General features: G+C 41.4%; 16 protein-coding genes. 5 read left to right on the forward strand and 11 right to left on the reverse strand.

Annotation, left to right across the window (positions count from 1 at the left end):
- From JJQ94_RS04065 to JJQ94_RS04090, 6 genes are all read right to left on the reverse strand, one after another.
- Positions 1–990 (reverse strand): NAD-dependent epimerase/dehydratase family protein, encoded by a 990-nt coding sequence (locus tag JJQ94_RS04065; RefSeq protein WP_099029868.1) that lies wholly within the window; start codon positions 988–990, stop codon positions 1–3.
- A gap of 9 nt (positions 991–999) precedes the next feature.
- On the reverse strand, positions 1,000–2,064 hold the full coding sequence (locus JJQ94_RS04070; RefSeq protein ID WP_099029867.1) for a zinc-binding dehydrogenase: 1,065 nt from the start codon (positions 2,062–2,064) through the stop codon (positions 1,000–1,002).
- Between the two features lie 3 nt (positions 2,065–2,067).
- Positions 2,068–3,918, reverse strand: a complete 1,851-nt coding sequence (locus JJQ94_RS04075; RefSeq protein ID WP_099029866.1) for a DUF3604 domain-containing protein — start codon at positions 3,916–3,918, stop codon at positions 2,068–2,070.
- 2 nt (positions 3,919–3,920) lie between these two features.
- The gene (locus tag JJQ94_RS04080; RefSeq protein WP_099029865.1) at positions 3,921–4,934 is read right to left on the reverse strand and encodes a HupE/UreJ family protein; all 1,014 of its coding nucleotides are present in this window, start codon (positions 4,932–4,934) and stop codon (positions 3,921–3,923) included.
- Positions 4,931–5,824: a peptidyl-prolyl cis-trans isomerase gene (locus JJQ94_RS04085; RefSeq protein ID WP_099029864.1), complete on the reverse strand. Its 894-nt coding sequence runs from the start codon at positions 5,822–5,824 to the stop codon at positions 4,931–4,933. The genes JJQ94_RS04080 and JJQ94_RS04085 overlap by 4 nt, the downstream gene beginning before the upstream one ends.
- Before the next feature lie 69 nt (positions 5,825–5,893).
- Positions 5,894–8,458, reverse strand: coding sequence for a TonB-dependent receptor (locus JJQ94_RS04090; RefSeq protein ID WP_099029863.1), 2,565 nt, complete (start codon positions 8,456–8,458; stop codon positions 5,894–5,896).
- A gap of 269 nt (positions 8,459–8,727) precedes the next feature.
- Between JJQ94_RS04090 and JJQ94_RS04095 the strand changes: the two genes are divergently transcribed.
- On the forward strand, positions 8,728–9,741 hold the full coding sequence (locus tag JJQ94_RS04095) for an AraC family transcriptional regulator (protein ID WP_099029862.1): 1,014 nt from the start codon (positions 8,728–8,730) through the stop codon (positions 9,739–9,741).
- 211 nt (positions 9,742–9,952) lie between these two features.
- Here the strand turns inward: JJQ94_RS04095 and JJQ94_RS04100 are convergent, their stop codons facing one another.
- From JJQ94_RS04100 to JJQ94_RS04115, 4 genes are all read right to left on the reverse strand, one after another.
- Positions 9,953–11,371 (reverse strand): MFS transporter, encoded by a 1,419-nt coding sequence (locus tag JJQ94_RS04100; RefSeq protein ID WP_099029861.1) that lies wholly within the window; start codon positions 11,369–11,371, stop codon positions 9,953–9,955.
- 261 nt (positions 11,372–11,632) lie between these two features.
- Positions 11,633–11,959: a hypothetical protein gene (locus tag JJQ94_RS04105; RefSeq protein ID WP_099029860.1), complete on the reverse strand. Its 327-nt coding sequence runs from the start codon at positions 11,957–11,959 to the stop codon at positions 11,633–11,635.
- 5 nt (positions 11,960–11,964) lie between these two features.
- Positions 11,965–12,459: a hypothetical protein gene (locus JJQ94_RS04110; protein WP_099029859.1), complete on the reverse strand. Its 495-nt coding sequence runs from the start codon at positions 12,457–12,459 to the stop codon at positions 11,965–11,967.
- Between the two features lie 562 nt (positions 12,460–13,021).
- Positions 13,022–13,930, reverse strand: coding sequence for a TolB family protein (locus JJQ94_RS04115; protein ID WP_216360646.1), 909 nt, complete (start codon positions 13,928–13,930; stop codon positions 13,022–13,024).
- Between the two features lie 413 nt (positions 13,931–14,343).
- On the opposite strand from JJQ94_RS04115, the gene JJQ94_RS04120 reads away from it, so the two are divergent.
- The 3 genes from JJQ94_RS04120 (at position 14,344) to JJQ94_RS04130 (ending at position 16,846) form a co-directional block, all read left to right on the forward strand.
- Entirely contained in the window at positions 14,344–15,219 is an 876-nt protein-coding gene (locus tag JJQ94_RS04120; RefSeq protein ID WP_236596440.1) for a trypsin-like serine protease, read from the forward strand.
- A gap of 316 nt (positions 15,220–15,535) precedes the next feature.
- A complete protein-coding gene (locus JJQ94_RS04125) occupies positions 15,536–16,348 on the forward strand; it encodes a response regulator transcription factor (protein WP_099029857.1) in 813 nt (270 codons plus the stop codon).
- 129 nt (positions 16,349–16,477) lie between these two features.
- On the forward strand, positions 16,478–16,846 hold the full coding sequence (locus tag JJQ94_RS04130) for a VOC family protein (RefSeq protein ID WP_099029856.1): 369 nt from the start codon (positions 16,478–16,480) through the stop codon (positions 16,844–16,846).
- A gap of 73 nt (positions 16,847–16,919) precedes the next feature.
- On the opposite strand, the gene JJQ94_RS24290 is transcribed toward JJQ94_RS04130, so the two are convergent.
- On the reverse strand, positions 16,920–17,045 hold the full coding sequence (locus tag JJQ94_RS24290) for a hypothetical protein (protein WP_269092895.1): 126 nt from the start codon (positions 17,043–17,045) through the stop codon (positions 16,920–16,922).
- Positions 17,046–17,447: 402 nt separating this feature from the next.
- Between JJQ94_RS24290 and JJQ94_RS04140 the strand changes: the two genes are divergently transcribed.
- Positions 17,448–17,825 (forward strand): helix-turn-helix domain-containing protein, encoded by a 378-nt coding sequence (locus JJQ94_RS04140; RefSeq protein ID WP_010603855.1) that lies wholly within the window; start codon positions 17,448–17,450, stop codon positions 17,823–17,825.
- Positions 17,826–17,845: the final 20 nt, after the last annotated feature.

A 17,845-nucleotide genomic window follows, 5' to 3' on the forward strand; every position in this document is an offset into this window, starting at 1 on the left:
TTAATTACAACTCTTTTTTGAGTAATACTGCTTTATTTCTTCCATAGCTTTATCAAGCGTTATGGTAGGCTTATAGCCTAATTTTTGCTTGGCCTTCTTATTAACAAAAATGCTTTCGACACCCAATAAGCGATAAGCCAAGTGGGTCACCAAAGGGGCATTCTTTTGATTAACTAGATGTCCGACCCCTTCCAATATCGGTGCTAATATTTTCGCTAGCCAATTCGGAATTCCCTTTGCTTTTGGCAGTTCCAGTGCTTCTGATAACGCGGCTAAATAGCTTTGCCAAGTAACGCCTGGCTCATCAGCAATGATAAAAATCTCTCCACTGGCTATGTCTGCCTTTTCCGCTGCAAGAATAAGCGCTTGAACAACGTGTTGGACATGAACTAAACCTGCATCCCATTTTCCATCTCCCATTAACACGGGCTTTTGCTTGTTCATTAAATCAATAAAACGTGTTACCCATACGCTGCCTATCCCATAGACATTGGCAGGGCGAATAATGACGGCATTTAGCCCGCTTTGCTTGACTGCATCTAGCGTTACTTGCTCTTGGAGCTGTTTAACATATTCATAATTTGATGCCGGTTTACCGCATGGAGTACTTTCGTCTAAAAAGCCACTTCCCATAGCACTACCAAATGCCGCAACACTGGTAGTAACGACAAAACGAGCACTGTTTTTAACTGCCAGTTTGATCGCCTGCTCTGTGCCATTGACGGTAATGTCAACATGCTCTTGCTTCCCTCCCCAATCACTAACAATCGCGGCTAAGTGAAAAATAGTATCAAACGAGCCTATTTCATCACCAAGCTCAACCAATTCCCTTACGTCACCAGTAATAATCCGTACTTTACTGTTCCATTCTGTCGGTACAGACTCACCCGGCAACATTAATGCCGTGATCACCAAGTCCCTTTTTAATAGTTCAGCAACCAAATGACGACCGATAAAGCCACCTGCACCTGTAATAAATATCTTTCGCATCTTGTTTCCCTATTTTCCAACTTGCATTAATGTTCCATTGCGCCATGGTTCAATGATTATTTTAATGTGATCATTTGGCTTCAATAATGTGTCAATCGCTTCAGTAACACCGTCAATACCGACTTTACCGGTGCACATTTTTTGCCAATCAACTTTACCATCTGCAATGTGCTGTAAAGATTCAGAAAATTCTTCGGGGTTATAGTAATAAGAACATTTAATATCCATTTCTTTTACCGTTGCATAGCCGAAGTTGACTTGCGTGTCCGCGGTGTGAATGCCCGTAATTACAAGAGTTGCTCTCATTGGCGCACGCACAATAAAGCTATTTATTAACTGATGAACACCAATACACTCAAAGATCACAACACGATTTTCGCCGGCAAGTTTTGCGGCAAAAGTAACCTCGTCTGTTTGAATCGGATCCACGGTGTGAGTGGCTCCAAACTGCTGCGCCACTTTCCTTTTATTCTCTTTGGGATCTGATGCAATAATATGCTTTACCCCGCGAATTCTTAATGCGGCGATAGCAGCCAAACCAATAGAGCCACAACCAGCAACCAACGCAACGTCCTCGGTTTTAATCTCTGAACGATTCACTGCGTGCAGCCCTACCGCCAAAGGTTCAGTAAGCGCAGCCGCTTCCGAAGAGACTGTTTCCGGTATCGGAAGCAACAATGCTTCATCAACGATAAAATACTCAGAATAAGCGCCATATACACCCGGGGTAACACCGACTCCAACCCCTCCTTGGGTCATTAGTAAAGGCACACATGTGACTCGAGTACCTATTGCAATATTGCCTTTAGTATTCGCACCGAAAGATACCACTTCAGCCGCAAATTCATGACCTAACATAATATCTGTACTTGCACCTGCAACATCGGACATGACTCCCAGCTTTTTGTATATGTCGAATACTTCATCTCCATGACGTGTGATATGTAAGTCTGAACCACAAATACCACACGCCAGACTCTTCACCAGCACCTGTCCCGATTTTGGTATTGGTATATCTATTTCATTGAGAATGATTGCACCCTCACGCATACAAATGGATTTCATTGAAGTCATCGTCTACTTCTCCTTATTCAATGGCGTATACCAAATAGGCGAGCTATAAGCGCGTTCTTGTATTGTTGCAGGGTAATGTTCGGGGTGTTTAACGTTTAAAGCGACTGCGTCATATAAGGTATGCCTAGGTGTTGGAATTTCTAACACCCGTACGTAGTAAAACGCATGTTGCTCTGATTTGAATTCGGGATCTTGCCAAACACTCGCTAAACGAGGCTCGCCGCTTCGATTGTCATAAGTGAGGTTGGTGAGATTTACCGTGTTCTCTATTTTAGGTACATTGCCGCTGGCGTTTCTTTTGCGATCGCCCGACCAAACGACATCAAAGATCTTTTCGTGGCTATGTCCTTGAGGATCAACCCAACCTTTTATCACTTGTACACGATCAAGTGTTGCCCCTTTTGGGTCTTTAACGGCCTCAATTAAAAACCTTGGTGCCTGTCCCTCTGGCGCTACCGGTAAGTCGCTGCCCATGGGCTCACCTTTGGCATAACCAATTCTCGCTAAATTGGGGTGACTTGCATCTTGTTCGGTGAATTGATAACCGGCAAACACACGTAACTTAATGCGTGGGCCTGTGGTTGCGTATACTTCCTTACGCTTAAATGCAGCAATGATACTTTCACGGGTATTTTCTTCAGCCCATACACCTGCGATACCCGCAGCACTCATATCCATACCTGTTGAATGAGGTGGGATAATAATCTTAGAAGGATCTAACGTATTGACAGGGGTAGAATCTATCGCCATTTTTCCCCAAAAGTTATCTTCTTCTACTGTAGAAAGCGCAGTGTGTGAATCAGACGCTCCTATCATACCGACTTTATATGGGTTAGCGCCGAGTTCTTCTTGCAGCTCAATACCACGGCGCAGCGCAGAACGAACATAATTAGCTTTTGTATCTTCTTCTTTTACCAGTAGGCCTGATTCCTTCACTCCTACTTGCATCGCTTGTTCATACTTTTCATACCCTGAAAACTCATCATTTGGTGACAAACTTGGATGCGTTTCCGAGTCTCCTTTAATTTGCGTAACTTCTACGATCGGCTCCCAGCGCATACGGGTTTTGGCATAGCTTTTGTCAATTGGCCTACCGTTACTGTCTGTTATCGGAAACATTAACCCCTTACTGATATTTGAGTTATGTGGAATAGCCACAAAATCAACACCTGTTCGTGCCGATGTTTGCTCTAACCATTGCCAAAGATCTTCTGGTTTGTCGCTGTCAAATAAGGTGTAAGGTAAAAATGTTTTTGCCGAACTTTTATCCGCATCAGAAATTACGACTCGGTGCAAATTGGCACCATCTGTTATTGAGCTCCACTCCCAACCAACAAAGGTGGTGAAGTTACCCGGTTGATAATGACGCTCAGCCGCGTCAACAATTTCACTCCATACGCTCGCTCGTACATCCTCTTGCTGCAATTCTGGCGAGGGTTTGCGCTTATTGGCATGCTCACCCAAAGCTTCAAAATATACTTGTCGCCCTTTGCCACTATTCGCTAACTGGTTCCAACGTCGACCTATTTCCGTTTGCATCAATAACGGATCGCCCGCAAACACTTTTTGAATGATCCCCAAATATTCACCGTGATCAGACACAACTAGAAAGTCGAGAGGGGTATTTGTCCGCACTTTAACCCCAGAGTAAGGGTGCACCACAGGTAAACCTTTAGCGAAGCGATAAGCTGTGTCCGGCGTGGCATCTTTATTACCCATTAAATAGGCATCAATAGAATATGAGGTATGTAAATGTGTATCACCCCATAATAACTGGCGTTCGCCTCCTTTCACCTCCCCTGCGAGAATAAATAGAGAAAGCACTATCAGTTTTAAAGAAATTATCTTGTGCATTTTTATACCTCTGGATAAAAAAGTGATATTGAGCGTTGCCAAAACCAAAATGCCGCAACACTGCCAATTACGTAGATACAAGTCTGATATGGAATATGTTTAACCCTTTGCTGCAATGGGATCTGAGAAGTCATCTTGAAGACAGTAACAACCGTGATAATAAAAGCGAGTTGACCCAGCTCTATACCAAGATTAAAAGACACCAATCCCCAAAATAGCTCTATTTGCGGTAAGCCAATTTCATCAAGAACTGAAGCAAAGCCAAAGCCATGTAACAAGCCAAAACTAGTAGCGACCAATACTGGTTGGCGATAGCCCCATAACTGTTTGTCTTCCTTTGCAATTTCTACCGCCATGAACACAATGCTCAAAGCAATTAATATCTCGCAAAACGCTGTTGGTACACTAATCCAATTAAGCGCTGTGGCGATCAGCGTAACTGAGTGACCAAAGGTAAAGCCCGTAGCGGTAATAGCAATACGACGCGGGCTGCCGGCCAGTATTATTAGACACAACACGAATAATAGATGGTCCCAGCCTGCTAAAATGTGTAAAGCGCCCATTTGAGTATATTGCCAAGCAATCCCTTTAGCGCTTTCTTCGCTTGGTATCTGCCAATCAGTTTGCTGTGGTGCTAATAATTGCGAATGCTGTTGACCATTTTCTAGGTTCAGCGTAACAAGAGTCGATAATGACGGGTTACTGGCTGGAAAGTGGACATTGAGTTGACGACCAGCTATAGACTGTTCACACTGCACAGTTTGTGACATGAGAAACGCGCCTGACTGATGTCGGAGGCGACTTTCCGATTTTCCCTTACACTGAGCATCAATGGTTATTCTCGGTAAGGAATCAGCTGACATTGACGCTGGTACTTTAATATTAATATCTACCAATTGCGCACGTTGATTTATTTCAATCACAATGGGCCGAGCGTCATGAGCACAGATCTGCTGACTATAAGCAACCAAACACAGGGTCGAATACAGTATCAAAATTCGACTGATCAACATCATTGAGTGTCCCCCTTGACTTCGTTGCCCATTACGTCGCTTAAATTGACGATATGGTAACCATCAATGAGTCCTGCTATCAGTTCATCTGAAACCTTCCTACGATAAAAGTTGCGGGCATCAGCAATAACGTCATCTTTAATTTCGTCAAGCTTTGGTAACCTCGCGGCTTCTCTATCTAACAAAAATACTAGGTGCCAACCATGATCCGATGCGATTGGTCCTAACCATTTTCCACTCGCAACCGGTAGCTGTTGTAGGTTTTGGATAAATAGTGAGCCAAAGTGGCTTTTAACCACATCAACATTACGCTTCATATAATGACGGTTGTATAGAAATGCTTCACCAAGTTCGCCTGCACGATCTGGCGTCACCAGCTCACCATTTAGTTGCTCCCGTAATTCAAACAGGCTTCCTTGTTGCACAGTGTCAGCAGTGTTGCTAAAAAATATATGGCTAAATGTTAATGATGCAGGTTTACGGTAATTTTGTTGATGGCTTTGATAGTATGAATTTACCTGCACTTCAGACAGCTCCGTCTCAGAAAAGTCACGACTGAGAAATTCCATTTTCTGAACAAGACGTTGGCGAATAACAAAGTCATTTTTTGCTAATTCCAAATTATTTGCTTCTCGAAATAACACTTCTTCACGAACATAGTCTTGGACTAACTGCTGCTTCTGTGTCGAAGATAAGATGCCAAATTCTGCCTCAACCGCCTCCGCGTCGAAGCGTTTGATTCGGAATTGCAAATAATTTTTTAGTCGTTGATCACTGATCTCTATAGTCCGCTCTTGGATCTGATCAGGAGCGACATACTGGCGATACGCGATAAATAATGTAAAACCAACAAGTAGAAACTGAGCAAGCGGTTGACGTAATAATGAAACCATAATCACAAGACCTTAAAAGTTTACTGATTGAAGAAAGTCCATCCCCATAAAACCAGAACTACCCCTTGGTTATTCGCCAAATGTATAATCGAATCGTAATGCAAAAGAACGCCCTGCAAGCGGCATGAAGTTATGTGCACCAGCAAATAGCGGTACATCATTTATGTAGTCAAAATGCTCTACATCTGTTAGGTTTTTACCCGTTAATGAAAGAGACCAGCCTTCCTGTAAATCTGAAAGCGTCACGTTGGCATTGAGGAATGTTTGTGATGGCTCTTTACCAATAGGATCAAGGTCATCTACTCGATATACCGAACTGTGATAGTTCAAATCTAAACTTGAATTTAGTTCGAAGTCGCCAAAGTCAGTAACGTAATTCGCGGTTAATGATGAAGTAAACTTAGGGGCATTTGAGGCAGTGCGCCCCGACATATCGTTGATACCTGCATTTGCACAGTTAGCATTGCTATAACCCATGGCAATACCAATTTGTGAAGCGATATCATCAGTAGCGGAGTCAAATAACGCCTGTCTTTGGGCAATAAATTGATCACTGGTGCAGGCTTGATTAATAAACTCATCATATTCAAAATTAAGTAACCCTATCGCCCCGGTCAAAGTTAATGCTTCCGTTGCGCGCCAACGACCATCGACCTCAAGACCATAGCTCACCGCTTTCGCTGCATTTTTTACCTCAAAAGTCGTATTTCCACTAAATACCGACACCTGAATATCATCAAAAGTTGAGTGAAATGTAGCCATATTTAACTCCGCAGTCCCCTCAAACAATTCCGTTTTTAACCCAAGTTCAAAAGCCAACACATTTTCATCTTCAAATGAGACGTCTCTGGAGTCAGCGACATTGTCACGCTTGGAGCTACGCATATAAAACGAGTTAAAACCACCGGACTTAAAACCTGTACTTGCGGTGGCATAAGTCATGGAGTCGCCACTTACATCGTATTGGATGCTGACTGACCAAGTTGGGCTTTTCTCATTTCGCTTCATACCCGGGTCTGAACTGGTAAAGTGGTGTGTTGCAAATTCACCGACTTGTTGAGAAACGGCGATCACAAGCGGATTCGAAGATTCTGTGCGGTTATTTACAGTAAAGTCTGTTGCATAACCGTCTTTGGCGCCCGACTTATCTTCTTTGGTGTATCGCACACCAACCGTTGCACGCAATTGCTCAGATATGTGCCAAGTACCTTGGGCAAAAATACCCAAAGTGTCAGTGTCTTGATCTAACAATGCATAACGCCCAACTCCAGTTGGAATGCCGTCAAATGCCGCTGCGGTACCACACACATTAACTAATGAAGCGAAACCACCTAAACCGATAACACCAGCTCCGGTGGCTTCCACATTTCCTGAAACGTAGACCTTATTAAAATCCCCCCCAAAGGCACTAATCCCTTGCTTACAGCCCGCCATTAATACCTGCTGTAAAGTTGGAATGTTAAAGAGTGACAATCCGTCTAGCACTAAATCTTGGTGCTGCCAATATAGCCCCGTCATGTACTCAAATTGACTGCCAATTGTTGAGGCAAAACGAATTTCTAGACTAGTTTGACTAAAATCCTCACTATCGCTGAAACGCAAACCGTCCAACCCTGAATAATCGGCATCTAAATTACGGTCAAATTGGTAAGCCGAGTAACCCGCCGTAATGGTTAAATCACCAGCGTCAAAGTTAGATTCACTGATTAACGTAAATTCACTTGCATCTCCAATCATTGTTTGATTGGAACCAAAATCAATCACCGGATTGCTATTACCAATAAATGACCCGGTATAACTTGAAAATGAACCTAATGGCGCTAGAGGCCCAGGTTTTTTCATGGCGTGTGGAAAGCTATTGATATCAAAGTCGCTGGTCTCATAAACAAGCGTAACCAGAGTGTTGTCCGCGGCATCCCACTCTAAGGTTAAACGCCCCATCATCTCCTCACTTTGGGGAGTGTCGCTATCGTAGTACTTATTGTATACCCATCCCTCATCCACCTCCCTTGACATAACAAATACTCTACCTCGGAGGCCGCTAGACAATGCACCAGTTACCATGCCACTCAATTCTGTTTGCCCAAACGTCGGTGAATAAGCCACTGAGACTTTGCCATTGAAAGTCTCGTCTGGCTTAGCTGTTGTAATGTTTAAAGCACCGGCGACGGTATTCTTACCAAATAATATACTCTGCGGCCCACGCATTACCTCTACACGTTCAACATCAACAAATGAGAAACGTGATTGAGCACCACGCCCCCTGTAAATACCGTTAACAAACGTACCAACTGACTGTTCAAAACCTGCTAGGTTACCTGACTGCATACCACGTATATTAATACGATCAGCGATGGAATCTTTTGCAACTTTAAAATTGGGAATATATGAAGATAAATCTTCCATGCGCTCAATGCCTACCTGCTCCATTTTTTCAGCATTCATTGCCGAAACTGATAAGGGCACTTCTCGCAAAGATTGGACACGCTTCTGTGATGTAACAATGATCCGTTCTAATTTATTAGACTTGGTGTTTTCGAGCTCTTCAGCATTTATGACTCTATGACTCAGCGCACTTAAAATTACTGCACTTGCTAATGTCTTTCTAGCCATTAAACCTTGGTTATATATCATAGCAATTACTCCACCTTAGTCTTTCGCATTTGACGTAGCCATCATTATTTCACTAGAAAAAGTGATGCGATTCTTATTAGTTGGTTTTATTTTTTTAAAAATGACAACGGTTCTATTGTTAGCACCAATATCACAATAATTACTTGACAATTTGAGACATTAAATTGACATTAAGAGACAGAAAGGCAACTTAAAATAAATAAACTAGAAAATATAATGATAAATAATATTAATTATAAGAAATAAGGGTTGCTAAATAAGGAGGGATAATGCAGTATTTTGTTAGATCAGCGTCTCTATCTGGCTATGTTGAATTGGTCAATGAGCTGGGTGGAGATCCCATCGCGCTGCTCACTGCTGCTAACATTATTCCTGCACAGTTAAATAATCCAGACAACATGATTTTGTATCGCCAACTTGGTGATTTACTTGAAAACTCAGCAAAGCATCTCAATTCTCCTACTTTTGGTACAGCACTCAGTTTAAAGCAAAATATCACTACCATAGGGCTAATCGGTGCTTATATGTGTCAGCAGAATACAATTGGTGACGCACTAAGGGTTGCACGCAGATATACTTATATGCATGCACAAGGTGCATCTTTTGATATCGTAGAAGAGGCATCAGACTATTGTATGATTAAGTTTGAGCTGCTAATAGATAAAGAACAGCATTACACACAGCTTGTTCAACTCAGTTTGGGTCTAATTTTCCGCGTAATTCAAGATATGGTTGGCAACAATTGGAAAGCTGATTGCATTTATTTTCGCCAGCCAAATCCCTTTTTCAATAATCATGATTTTTTATCCGTATGCAGACAAAAAATTCAGTTTGAGAAAGAAATGGATGCATTACGCTTCCCGTCAAAAGTATTAACGTACAAACCTCAAATGCCGATAAACTTGATAAATGACATCGTTGCCAATCAATTTCGTCAAAATGGCCCCACCACAGAGCTGATTAACATTGACGTGATCCGTCATGCAATCAACATGCTACTATCTACGGGAGATTGCAATAAGAAAAATATCGCCTTGAGCTTAGGATTACACCCAAAAAAACTTGAACGAACACTTCAAGAGCATCAAACATCTTATAGAGGTTTATTGGAAGAAACGAGAAAGGAAATAGCCTTAAGAATGCTACAATTAGGAGATGTTTCGATGACAACATTGGCATTAAACTTAGGTTATTCCGAGCTCTCGGCGTTTAGCCGTAGCTTCAAAACATGGTTTGGTGTATCACCGCATCATTATAAAAACCGGGTAAAGGATATCCAGTAAAATAAAGCTATCAGCGGATAAAAAACTGTTATTAATTAATCTGAGGTTTGGAGAAGGAATGAGCTAAATTATTGTTTTTGAAGTTCACCTTAAATTACATCTTTGTCTAGCCAGAGAGTTTTACTGATAACCAGGCGAATTTACGTAGTTAGCGCTAAAACTGGCAGCTAGAAGGACATTAGTTATCCGAAGCTTAGGTTAAATTCTACTTTTAAAACGCTTGCTTTCGGCTAATCACAAATACGGCAACGAGCGAAACCAAAATAAACAGTGCAGCGAGTAAAAAAGTCAGTGAAAATGCCATATTAAGTTGTGCAGAGCTTGCTAAGGCCGCACTCTTTACCTGCAACAACACGCTAAATACACCACCAAGTAATGAGGCTCCGGTCATTAGCCCTAAGTTTTTACATAAATTAATGAGCCCAGATCCCATGCCCTTTTCTTTTTCGGCTACTGTCGTCATCACAAAGGTATGGTGGGCCGCTAGAAACAACTGCCTTCCGGGAGTTAATACAAATAACGCCACAACATAGCCATAAAGTCCAAATAATGAAGGTAAGATTGCAAAGCTAATTGTCCCAATGAGGATCATCAGCAAGCCCAAAAACATAGCAAACGCGATACCAAAATGATCAACCACCTCGCCTGACGGATAACCAGCAACAGCAGCAATACAAGGTCCAATAGACACAATAAGACCAACCGTGACTGGGCTTAGCTCTAACGCATAAGTAAGATAAAAAGGCCCGACAACTAATGTCGACATCGCGATGGCGTCAACAATAAAGCTCACGATTAACGAGGTATTGCGTAGCTTGTGTTTAAGAAAAGCCAAACTCACAAGTGGAAATTGAGCACGCTTTTGGCTTTGTACAAACCAGTAGATAAAAGCCACAGAAAATAAGAAAAATATGCTATGCAAGACAAGACTAAACGAACTACTCGATGGCATAGCCAACACATAAAATAGGCATGACGCCGACAGCCACACGCTTCCAATAACATCAAAACGCTGTAGCTCAGGTGGACTTGCGACATCATCAGGCAGAAACCTTGCTATTAAAAAGTAAGCTGCACCACCGAGCAATATCATCAACCAAAAAGTGAACTGCCATGATAACCATTCTAGCATTGCGCCACTTAGCAATGGTCCCAGTGCCGTGCCAATTGCAGCGGTAGTACCGAGTAACCCCATTGCAAGTCCAACTTTACGCTTTGGCATCGCAACGCTTGCCAGTGCAAATACTTGGGATAATAACAGCGCAGCACCAATGCCTTGGAACAGCCTAGCAGCAATCAACATCCAAAGATTTACACTCAGCCCAGCGACAATGGAGCCCACACAAAAGACACCAATCCCAATGCGAAGTGCCCTTTTTCGGCCAACACTATCTCCAACAGCGCCAGCACCAAGAATAAACGCGGTAAGCGAAAGCAAATATGCCACAACTACCCAATTCACCAATGCCTGCCCAACGCCAAACTCCTCCGCAAGTGTTGGCAATAAGACATTGATACTACTCATGCCAAGCGTTGGCAAAATGAGTACCACAGCCAAGCTGAACAACACCCGCTTTTGTCCGGCTCCCAGGGCAGTTTTATCCTCTGTATTTACCGTATCTTCTAACATGCGTTACCACTCCTACCATTGTGCCATGCTAACAAGTGGTGACTGTACTACTTCAAGTGAACTTGAGGTCAAGTGTGGTAGGAGCCTACACATTTTTGTATGAATTAGGTTTTTGACAACTTATTAATAAGGTTAGCGACAAGAGAAGTTTGATATTTATTAGATAAAGTGGCGAAAAATAATGAAGAGTGGGTCAAGTGCCATTTCTTATTTGCAACTACAGAAATGACACTGTGTTGGTACTTTGAGATTAAAGTAGTTTTACAACCCCATTGCGGCCATATGCATTTTTGATTTTGTCTTTACCGCAACTGCGCTCACGCATACTTTATAGTGTTGCTTTTCATTTTTTAGTTTTCTGAGTAACAACTCTCGCGCAGACTTTTTAATATAATTAATTGGGGATTGTCCTATGGTCATTGGCCTAGGCACCAAATCCATCAAATCGGAACACTTCTTCGACTGTTGCAGCATTTTAACAGTTTGATCAAACACAGCGTCGTTTATATCCCAGCTGTCTACTTGTGCTCCATAAAGGCTTGAGAGAAAAGTTCTCAAGTTGTCTTTTTCTTTATCACTTAATGCCATGATTACTAACTCCTTTTAACTATTTTGTTTATCACATTTTGAAACTGTATTTGTTGTCCAAAAACCTCTATTTTATGAATAACTTGTGCTTCAAGAACAAACACTATTCCATGCGCTTCCTCTTTGTTGTAACTACTAAATATCGTAATATCGTCAATTGATTTCTGCTGAACATTCTGTATTGGAAAAGAGTTTGCGATCTCTTCTGAAAGTACCTGGAGCCAAGCAGGCAATTTCATTCTTGAATCGACCTCAAACAAACTCCGTATAAATTGATGTTCATGCCCAGATAAATCAACAGCAGGTATAAATTTTTGCGGATCTAACGTTTCGTGAAGCAACTTATTATCTTCAAACGTCAACACTAACGTTTCAGATACATGCGAAATAATAATAGGTGAGTCGACATTTAACTTGATGACCTTCGATAGGATCAACTCTTGAGCGCTAAGACTGGTTGCCCAAAAGAAAAAAATGAGTGTAAATACGGTCCTTATCATACCATTACTCCTTTAAATTAATTCAAAATAGTATAGCGCTAGGTTAACGAGTTACTGACTTTCCTCTATCAATAACTCGCCCTTAATTACAAAAACCTTAACTTTGACATGCTATGAGCACATAAATTAACTTAACCTTAATGCTGTTCTGACACTTCAGAGTTCGGTTTTATTCCATGGTAGGGAAATATGAGAGATACCCTTTTTAGAAAGCTATTTATCGGTCCATTACCACCTAGAATAGATCCACCCGCATCACTAGGAAAATCACAATTGGTAGGCCCTGACTATCCTTATCCAGTATGTGCAGCTTACCCGTACGCTGACAATATAAATAACAAAACATACATAGCTATCATACTGGCTCTAATTCTATCGGGAATATTAAACTAACGACAATAACGGAAAGTTAAAGACTAACAAGGAATTAGCTTGGGTACGCTACCGCATTTGTAATATGTAAGTAGCCCCCAAGCCTTTTAGTTTAGCATTAGCAATACATCATAACGAAGGAACAAAGATATAAGAGTTGTCAAGCAGCTTTAAATATAGTGCTTAATACTTAATCTATTGGTTTCAGATCCTTTATAAACTGCGCATCAATCCAATAAAGATCTGATTGAGAACCTTTTTTACCGTTTGCATGCGGCACCATTCTACTAAAAAGGAAATACTTTCCGTCAGGTGTAAAATGTGGTCCACCTTCTTCAGCTTCCGTATTGACTTTATCTCCCAAATTAATAGCTTCTCCCCAAGAGCCATCTTTTGCACGAAAACTAATATAAAGATCACTACTACCAAAGCCAGTTTCTCTTACACTATCCCACATGATGTAACTTTCATCTGGCGCAATATAAGGGTGTGCATTCCATTTACCTGTATTGATTGCTTTACTTAGCGGTTCAGGTGGTTGTCGTTTCCCGTCAATTAGCAGCGAATAACGGAGCACCCCATTGCCATCTGAAGTTCTCTCATCAAAAACTAGCGTGCCCTTAGCCGATGCTGAAAGCCCCATGATGGGGTACTTTTCAAATTCGGGGCCTAAGCTTTTCATCTCGGACCACCCTTCAGCGGTACGCTCCTTATATTTGGCTCCATAACGGAGCGTTTTCCCATCTGGCGAGAAAAATGGCCTACGCTCTCCTTTTGCCATCACTGCCCTTTGCCAGCTATCACCCACTCTTGTAAAAACAAGAGACTCAGGCTCTTTGGCATCAGAGGTGTGCTTCCACCTGCTAACATAGAATTTGTTCATATCAAGAGAGAAGCCACCAGAGTCTCCCCATTCTTCGGTATTCACAATACCAGGAGCAAAAGGCTTAGCGATTAGGCCTGGTGGCGTTTGCCCAAGATAAGGACCTTTGAGTATTCCAGAAGTCGCTTCAAACGGTCCTTTAGCTTCTGCCACTTCGCAGCTGCTCATAAGTATGGCTAGAGTGACAAAGCTTTTTTGTACTATTTTATTGGTCATAACGTGCCTCTTTATTTAATAGAGTTTATTTGTAAAGCTTCCTCAAAAGCTGCTGCTCAGCCTAATAAAACCGACCTTTAAGCACTTGTAATATTGGTGATTTCTTCATGATTTTTGCTGACGTTTCCCTGACGGCAACATTCAACGGGTAAGGTGTAAATCGACACTGTAGCTGGTTTGGTTGCAGAACATATTGCTAACTTCCCCCAACTAATTTGCAATATTTTTGGCGTCATAGCATGACAATAACCATTTGTTTTTATTTCTTTTAATCTCGTGAGCGTACAGATATTTTTGAAGGAGAGAGCATCATAAAAAAATAGGTACATTTATTAATGCATTGAAAAGAAAGTTTCAGTATGATGATTTATTGGCCTCTTTGGAAATAATAACAACATAATAAATAAGGAATAATGATGAAATACCTTGCCATTTTTTTGCTCATGTTTGCCTCTTTTCAGAACCATGCGGTTGTCAAAAGACATGATGTTGACCCTGACTTGTATAAGGTTAAAAGCATCCCGCAGTTTTATGTTGATATGCCATTTCAAGGCGGATCGGTGTTAATCGATAAGCATTGGTTATTGGCACCAGCTCACGTAATTTATACGTTTATGTATGACTACCAAGACAAACCTATCATGGTGCATGGCGTTGAAAATCAAATTGCACAAATCATTATTCATCCGGATTACAAAAAGGTGGAAGGTGATTGGAGTGAAGGCGACCCAGCACCGCTTATGGAGCAGCTAAATAACGCCAAAGACATTGCATTAATTCGCTTAAGTAAGCCGGTAACACACATTCAACCCATCGCCATATATGAGGGAAATGAAGAGTTAGGCATGGAAATAACCGGGTTTGGTCGCGGCGCTATCGGAACGGGGATAACAGGTGAAGAGCACGACTCTGAAGGACCAAGCTTAACTACCTATGCATGGTATCAAGTCACCAAATATTTCTCAGATTGGGCTTTCACTCAAGACGACTATCAAATGCATGTTTACAACAACGTGATCACAGAAGCAAAAGCACACTGGCTCAGATTTACCTTCGAACAAGGAGCCGATGCGTTGCCATTAGAAGGCACCATCGGTTCTGGAGATAGCGGCGGCGCAGCAATCATTTATCAAGGCTCAACACCGGTATTGGTTGGATTAGCAGCGTGGAGAGAAATTGAAGGCGATTTGGAAAATTATACTTTAGGCAAATACGGGTCAACCGCAGTATTAACGCGTGTATCTTATTACCAAGATTGGATAAATAAGCATATCAATAAAGGCCAGTAGCAAGTATAGCGCGTCTAAAAAGCAGACCATAAGACGGTTGTTAAGTGTACCAGAGTCTAATCTAGTTAACCTGAGCTTCGGATAATTAATGCCTTTCTAGCAGCCAGTTTTTGCGCTAACAGCGTTGAATTTACGTACCAATAGCCAGCTATTGGTACGTAAATTCGCCTTGTTATCCCCAAAACTCTCTGGCTAGATAAGGAAATAATTTAATGTAATATTAAAAACAATGAATTAGCTCATTCCTTATCCAAACCTCAGGTTAGTTTTTATTTGCTCTAAATTTCAACCGTCCATAGCTAGATGCGGAGGTTTTATGGATTACAAAAAATTTTTACCTAGTGAAAATTTATCCTCATTTATCAATTGCTTTTGGACATTGGAAATTACTGTAGATAAAAATGCTGCAAAGCAACGCATTGTCCCCGACGGCTGCATTGAGCTGGCCTTTATATTGGGCGACGATATTAAGCGCTATACATCAGAACATGACTACATACTGCAACCGCGCGCAATGGTACTAGGACAAACCGTTTCACCTTTTTATATTCAACCAACCGGATACGTTCACACCTTTGCAGCCAGCTTTTTTCCTTATGCCTTTTCCCACTTTATTTCGAAACCTATAAAAAACTTAAAAAATCAGGAAACATCGATTTACGAATTATTTAAACACGATGAGGCCGCAAAGCTTGAAAGCGATATCATCCAAGCGCGAAACACAAGCCAAAGGATTGAGATTTTAGAGGCCTTTCTCCTTCACAAGCTGAGCGACCCGCGGACAATTGAGCACATTGTAAAAGCAACGGTAGACATTATCTTTGCACAAAATGGCGATATATCGGTTAATGCAATCACCAAATCAAATCCCAATAAAAGGCGCCAACTAGAGCGGAAGTTTTTAGACCTTGTCGGTATCAGTCCAAAACATTTAAGTAAACTTGTGCGCTTGCAAAGCGCTTTAACACTCATCATAAATCGTGAAGACAATCTCACCAACATCGCTTATAAAAGCAATTATTATGATCAGTCTCACTTTATTAAGGACTTTAAAGCGCTTACAGGGGTAAACCCGCGAGAGTTTCTCGATGACGAAAGCATGACGCTTTCACGGCTTTTCTATAAATAGTCCTGTCGCTTTTTTACAATTAATTGTTGTCTCCCCACGCTATCTTAAAGTCGAACTCGTTGAATCTTAAACGAGTCCAGCCTAATCACCAATAGCTAGCCGACACACATAGAAAATAAGGACGACAACATGCACAGCTTCGCATCAATTTTTGAAATTCCAGCAACCGACATAACGCGCGCCGTAAAGTTCTACAGCCGCATTTTTGCGGTCTCCATTGAAACCATAGATATGCCTGAAATGACAATGGCACTCTTCCCGTACGAAGGGCAATCTACCGTAGGTGTGATTGTTCAAGGCGAAGGTTACACTCCTTCCAGCACTGGCGTCACTCTGTATTTAAACGCGGGTGAAGACTTACAGCAAGTGCTATCAAAAGTAGAAGAAAGCGGTGGGAAAATACTGACCCCCAAAACCCCACATGCAGACGAAAGCGGTTTCTTCGCGTTATTTATAGATACAGAAGGTAATCGCTTAGGTCTGCACTCACCGAAGTGAATTCGCGCTTTCATGGTAATTGGAATAAGTTAATACTTGCGATATAACTCTGCCCATAAGCAGAGTTTAATTTTTAACAGAGGTAAGTTTGCCATATTCGCTTATCCCATAATACTTTGCTTGGATAGTGCTGTTTTTGCGCCGCTTTGGGCTTTACTACTTTTTCCCGTCTTTCTGTTGGTTGACTTTGATTAATCATTATTGTGCCCTCGAGTATGACCTCTTCGAAGTGCACATAAAGGGCAGTGAAGATTTGCATGTTTTCGCTCAAGACTAAAGTAATTGCATTGCCCGCTTAGCATGATGTACAGCAACTTAAAGTATGATTCTTTTGGTTTTACTTTCTGAGTTTGTTCCTTCATCGCTCACCATCTTAAAAGTTAAAAAAGTGTGAATAAATAGTCTTATGAATACTTGAACGCATATTGCACTCACCTGCACTAATAATTATCACATGCTCTAGAAGTAAGAGAATATATGAGCTTTTGTCCAATGTGTTTGACGATTCATAGTGGTTACAGTTAAAAATAAAACATTGACAGTAAGAAACATAAATTTCACAATTATACATATTCACCCATTCATAAATTTGGCAAGGACGATGACAGAGCAGGAAAAAGGCAAGACGAAAATGATCGAAGATCTTAGCTTAATTGGCTCTAAGTTCAGTGGTGAAAATATTCTCTACATGCGTTTATCGCTCGGCCTTAGTCTTCGAGGTTTTGCTAAATTCTTAAATATGGGTGTCTCTCACCAAACAATCAGTAATTGGGAAAACGAATATTGCAAACCTTCTCATGGTGCTTATGAGGAGTGTGTAAACAAGTATTTGGCTAAAAAACATAAAGTAAAACAAAACCCTGCTAGAGTACTGTTACTAAACCCAGCTACTGTGCGATACTTAAAATCGTTACTCAGTTCGGTTTCGAAAGAGGAACGCCAACAATTTTTAGATAAGCTAGACGATGGAGACCGCTAAGCGATGAACTGCATGCGTAA

Origin of the sequence: Pseudoalteromonas sp. GCY (genome assembly GCF_016695175.1) — a bacterium.
Classification (GTDB): domain Bacteria; phylum Pseudomonadota; class Gammaproteobacteria; order Enterobacterales; family Alteromonadaceae; genus Pseudoalteromonas.

Excerpts from the sequence above, each read along its gene's own strand:
- JJQ94_RS04140 (WP_010603855.1), top strand. The coding sequence starts at position 17,448 with ATGACAGAGCAGGAAAAAGGCAAGACGAAAATGATCGAAGATCTTAGC.
- JJQ94_RS04100 (WP_099029861.1), bottom strand. The coding sequence starts at position 11,371 with ATGTTAGAAGATACGGTAAATACAGAGGATAAAACTGCCCTGGGAGCC.
- JJQ94_RS04090 (WP_099029863.1), bottom strand. The coding sequence starts at position 8,458 with ATGATATATAACCAAGGTTTAATGGCTAGAAAGACATTAGCAAGTGCA.
- JJQ94_RS04120 (WP_236596440.1), top strand. The coding sequence starts at position 14,344 with ATGATGAAATACCTTGCCATTTTTTTGCTCATGTTTGCCTCTTTTCAG.
- JJQ94_RS04110 (WP_099029859.1), bottom strand. The coding sequence starts at position 12,459 with ATGATAAGGACCGTATTTACACTCATTTTTTTCTTTTGGGCAACCAGT.
- JJQ94_RS04115 (WP_216360646.1), bottom strand. The coding sequence starts at position 13,930 with ATGACCAATAAAATAGTACAAAAAAGCTTTGTCACTCTAGCCATACTT.
- JJQ94_RS24290 (WP_269092895.1), bottom strand. The coding sequence starts at position 17,045 with ATGATTAATCAAAGTCAACCAACAGAAAGACGGGAAAAAGTAGTAAAG.
- JJQ94_RS04130 (WP_099029856.1), top strand. The coding sequence starts at position 16,478 with ATGCACAGCTTCGCATCAATTTTTGAAATTCCAGCAACCGACATAACG.
- JJQ94_RS04125 (WP_099029857.1), top strand. The coding sequence starts at position 15,536 with ATGGATTACAAAAAATTTTTACCTAGTGAAAATTTATCCTCATTTATC.
- JJQ94_RS04085 (WP_099029864.1), bottom strand. The coding sequence starts at position 5,824 with ATGGTTTCATTATTACGTCAACCGCTTGCTCAGTTTCTACTTGTTGGT.
- JJQ94_RS04075 (WP_099029866.1), bottom strand. The coding sequence starts at position 3,918 with ATGCACAAGATAATTTCTTTAAAACTGATAGTGCTTTCTCTATTTATT.
- JJQ94_RS04065 (WP_099029868.1), bottom strand. The coding sequence starts at position 990 with ATGCGAAAGATATTTATTACAGGTGCAGGTGGCTTTATCGGTCGTCAT.
- JJQ94_RS04070 (WP_099029867.1), bottom strand. The coding sequence starts at position 2,064 with ATGACTTCAATGAAATCCATTTGTATGCGTGAGGGTGCAATCATTCTC.
- JJQ94_RS04095 (WP_099029862.1), top strand. The coding sequence starts at position 8,728 with ATGCAGTATTTTGTTAGATCAGCGTCTCTATCTGGCTATGTTGAATTG.
- JJQ94_RS04080 (WP_099029865.1), bottom strand. The coding sequence starts at position 4,934 with ATGATGTTGATCAGTCGAATTTTGATACTGTATTCGACCCTGTGTTTG.
- JJQ94_RS04105 (WP_099029860.1), bottom strand. The coding sequence starts at position 11,959 with ATGGCATTAAGTGATAAAGAAAAAGACAACTTGAGAACTTTTCTCTCA.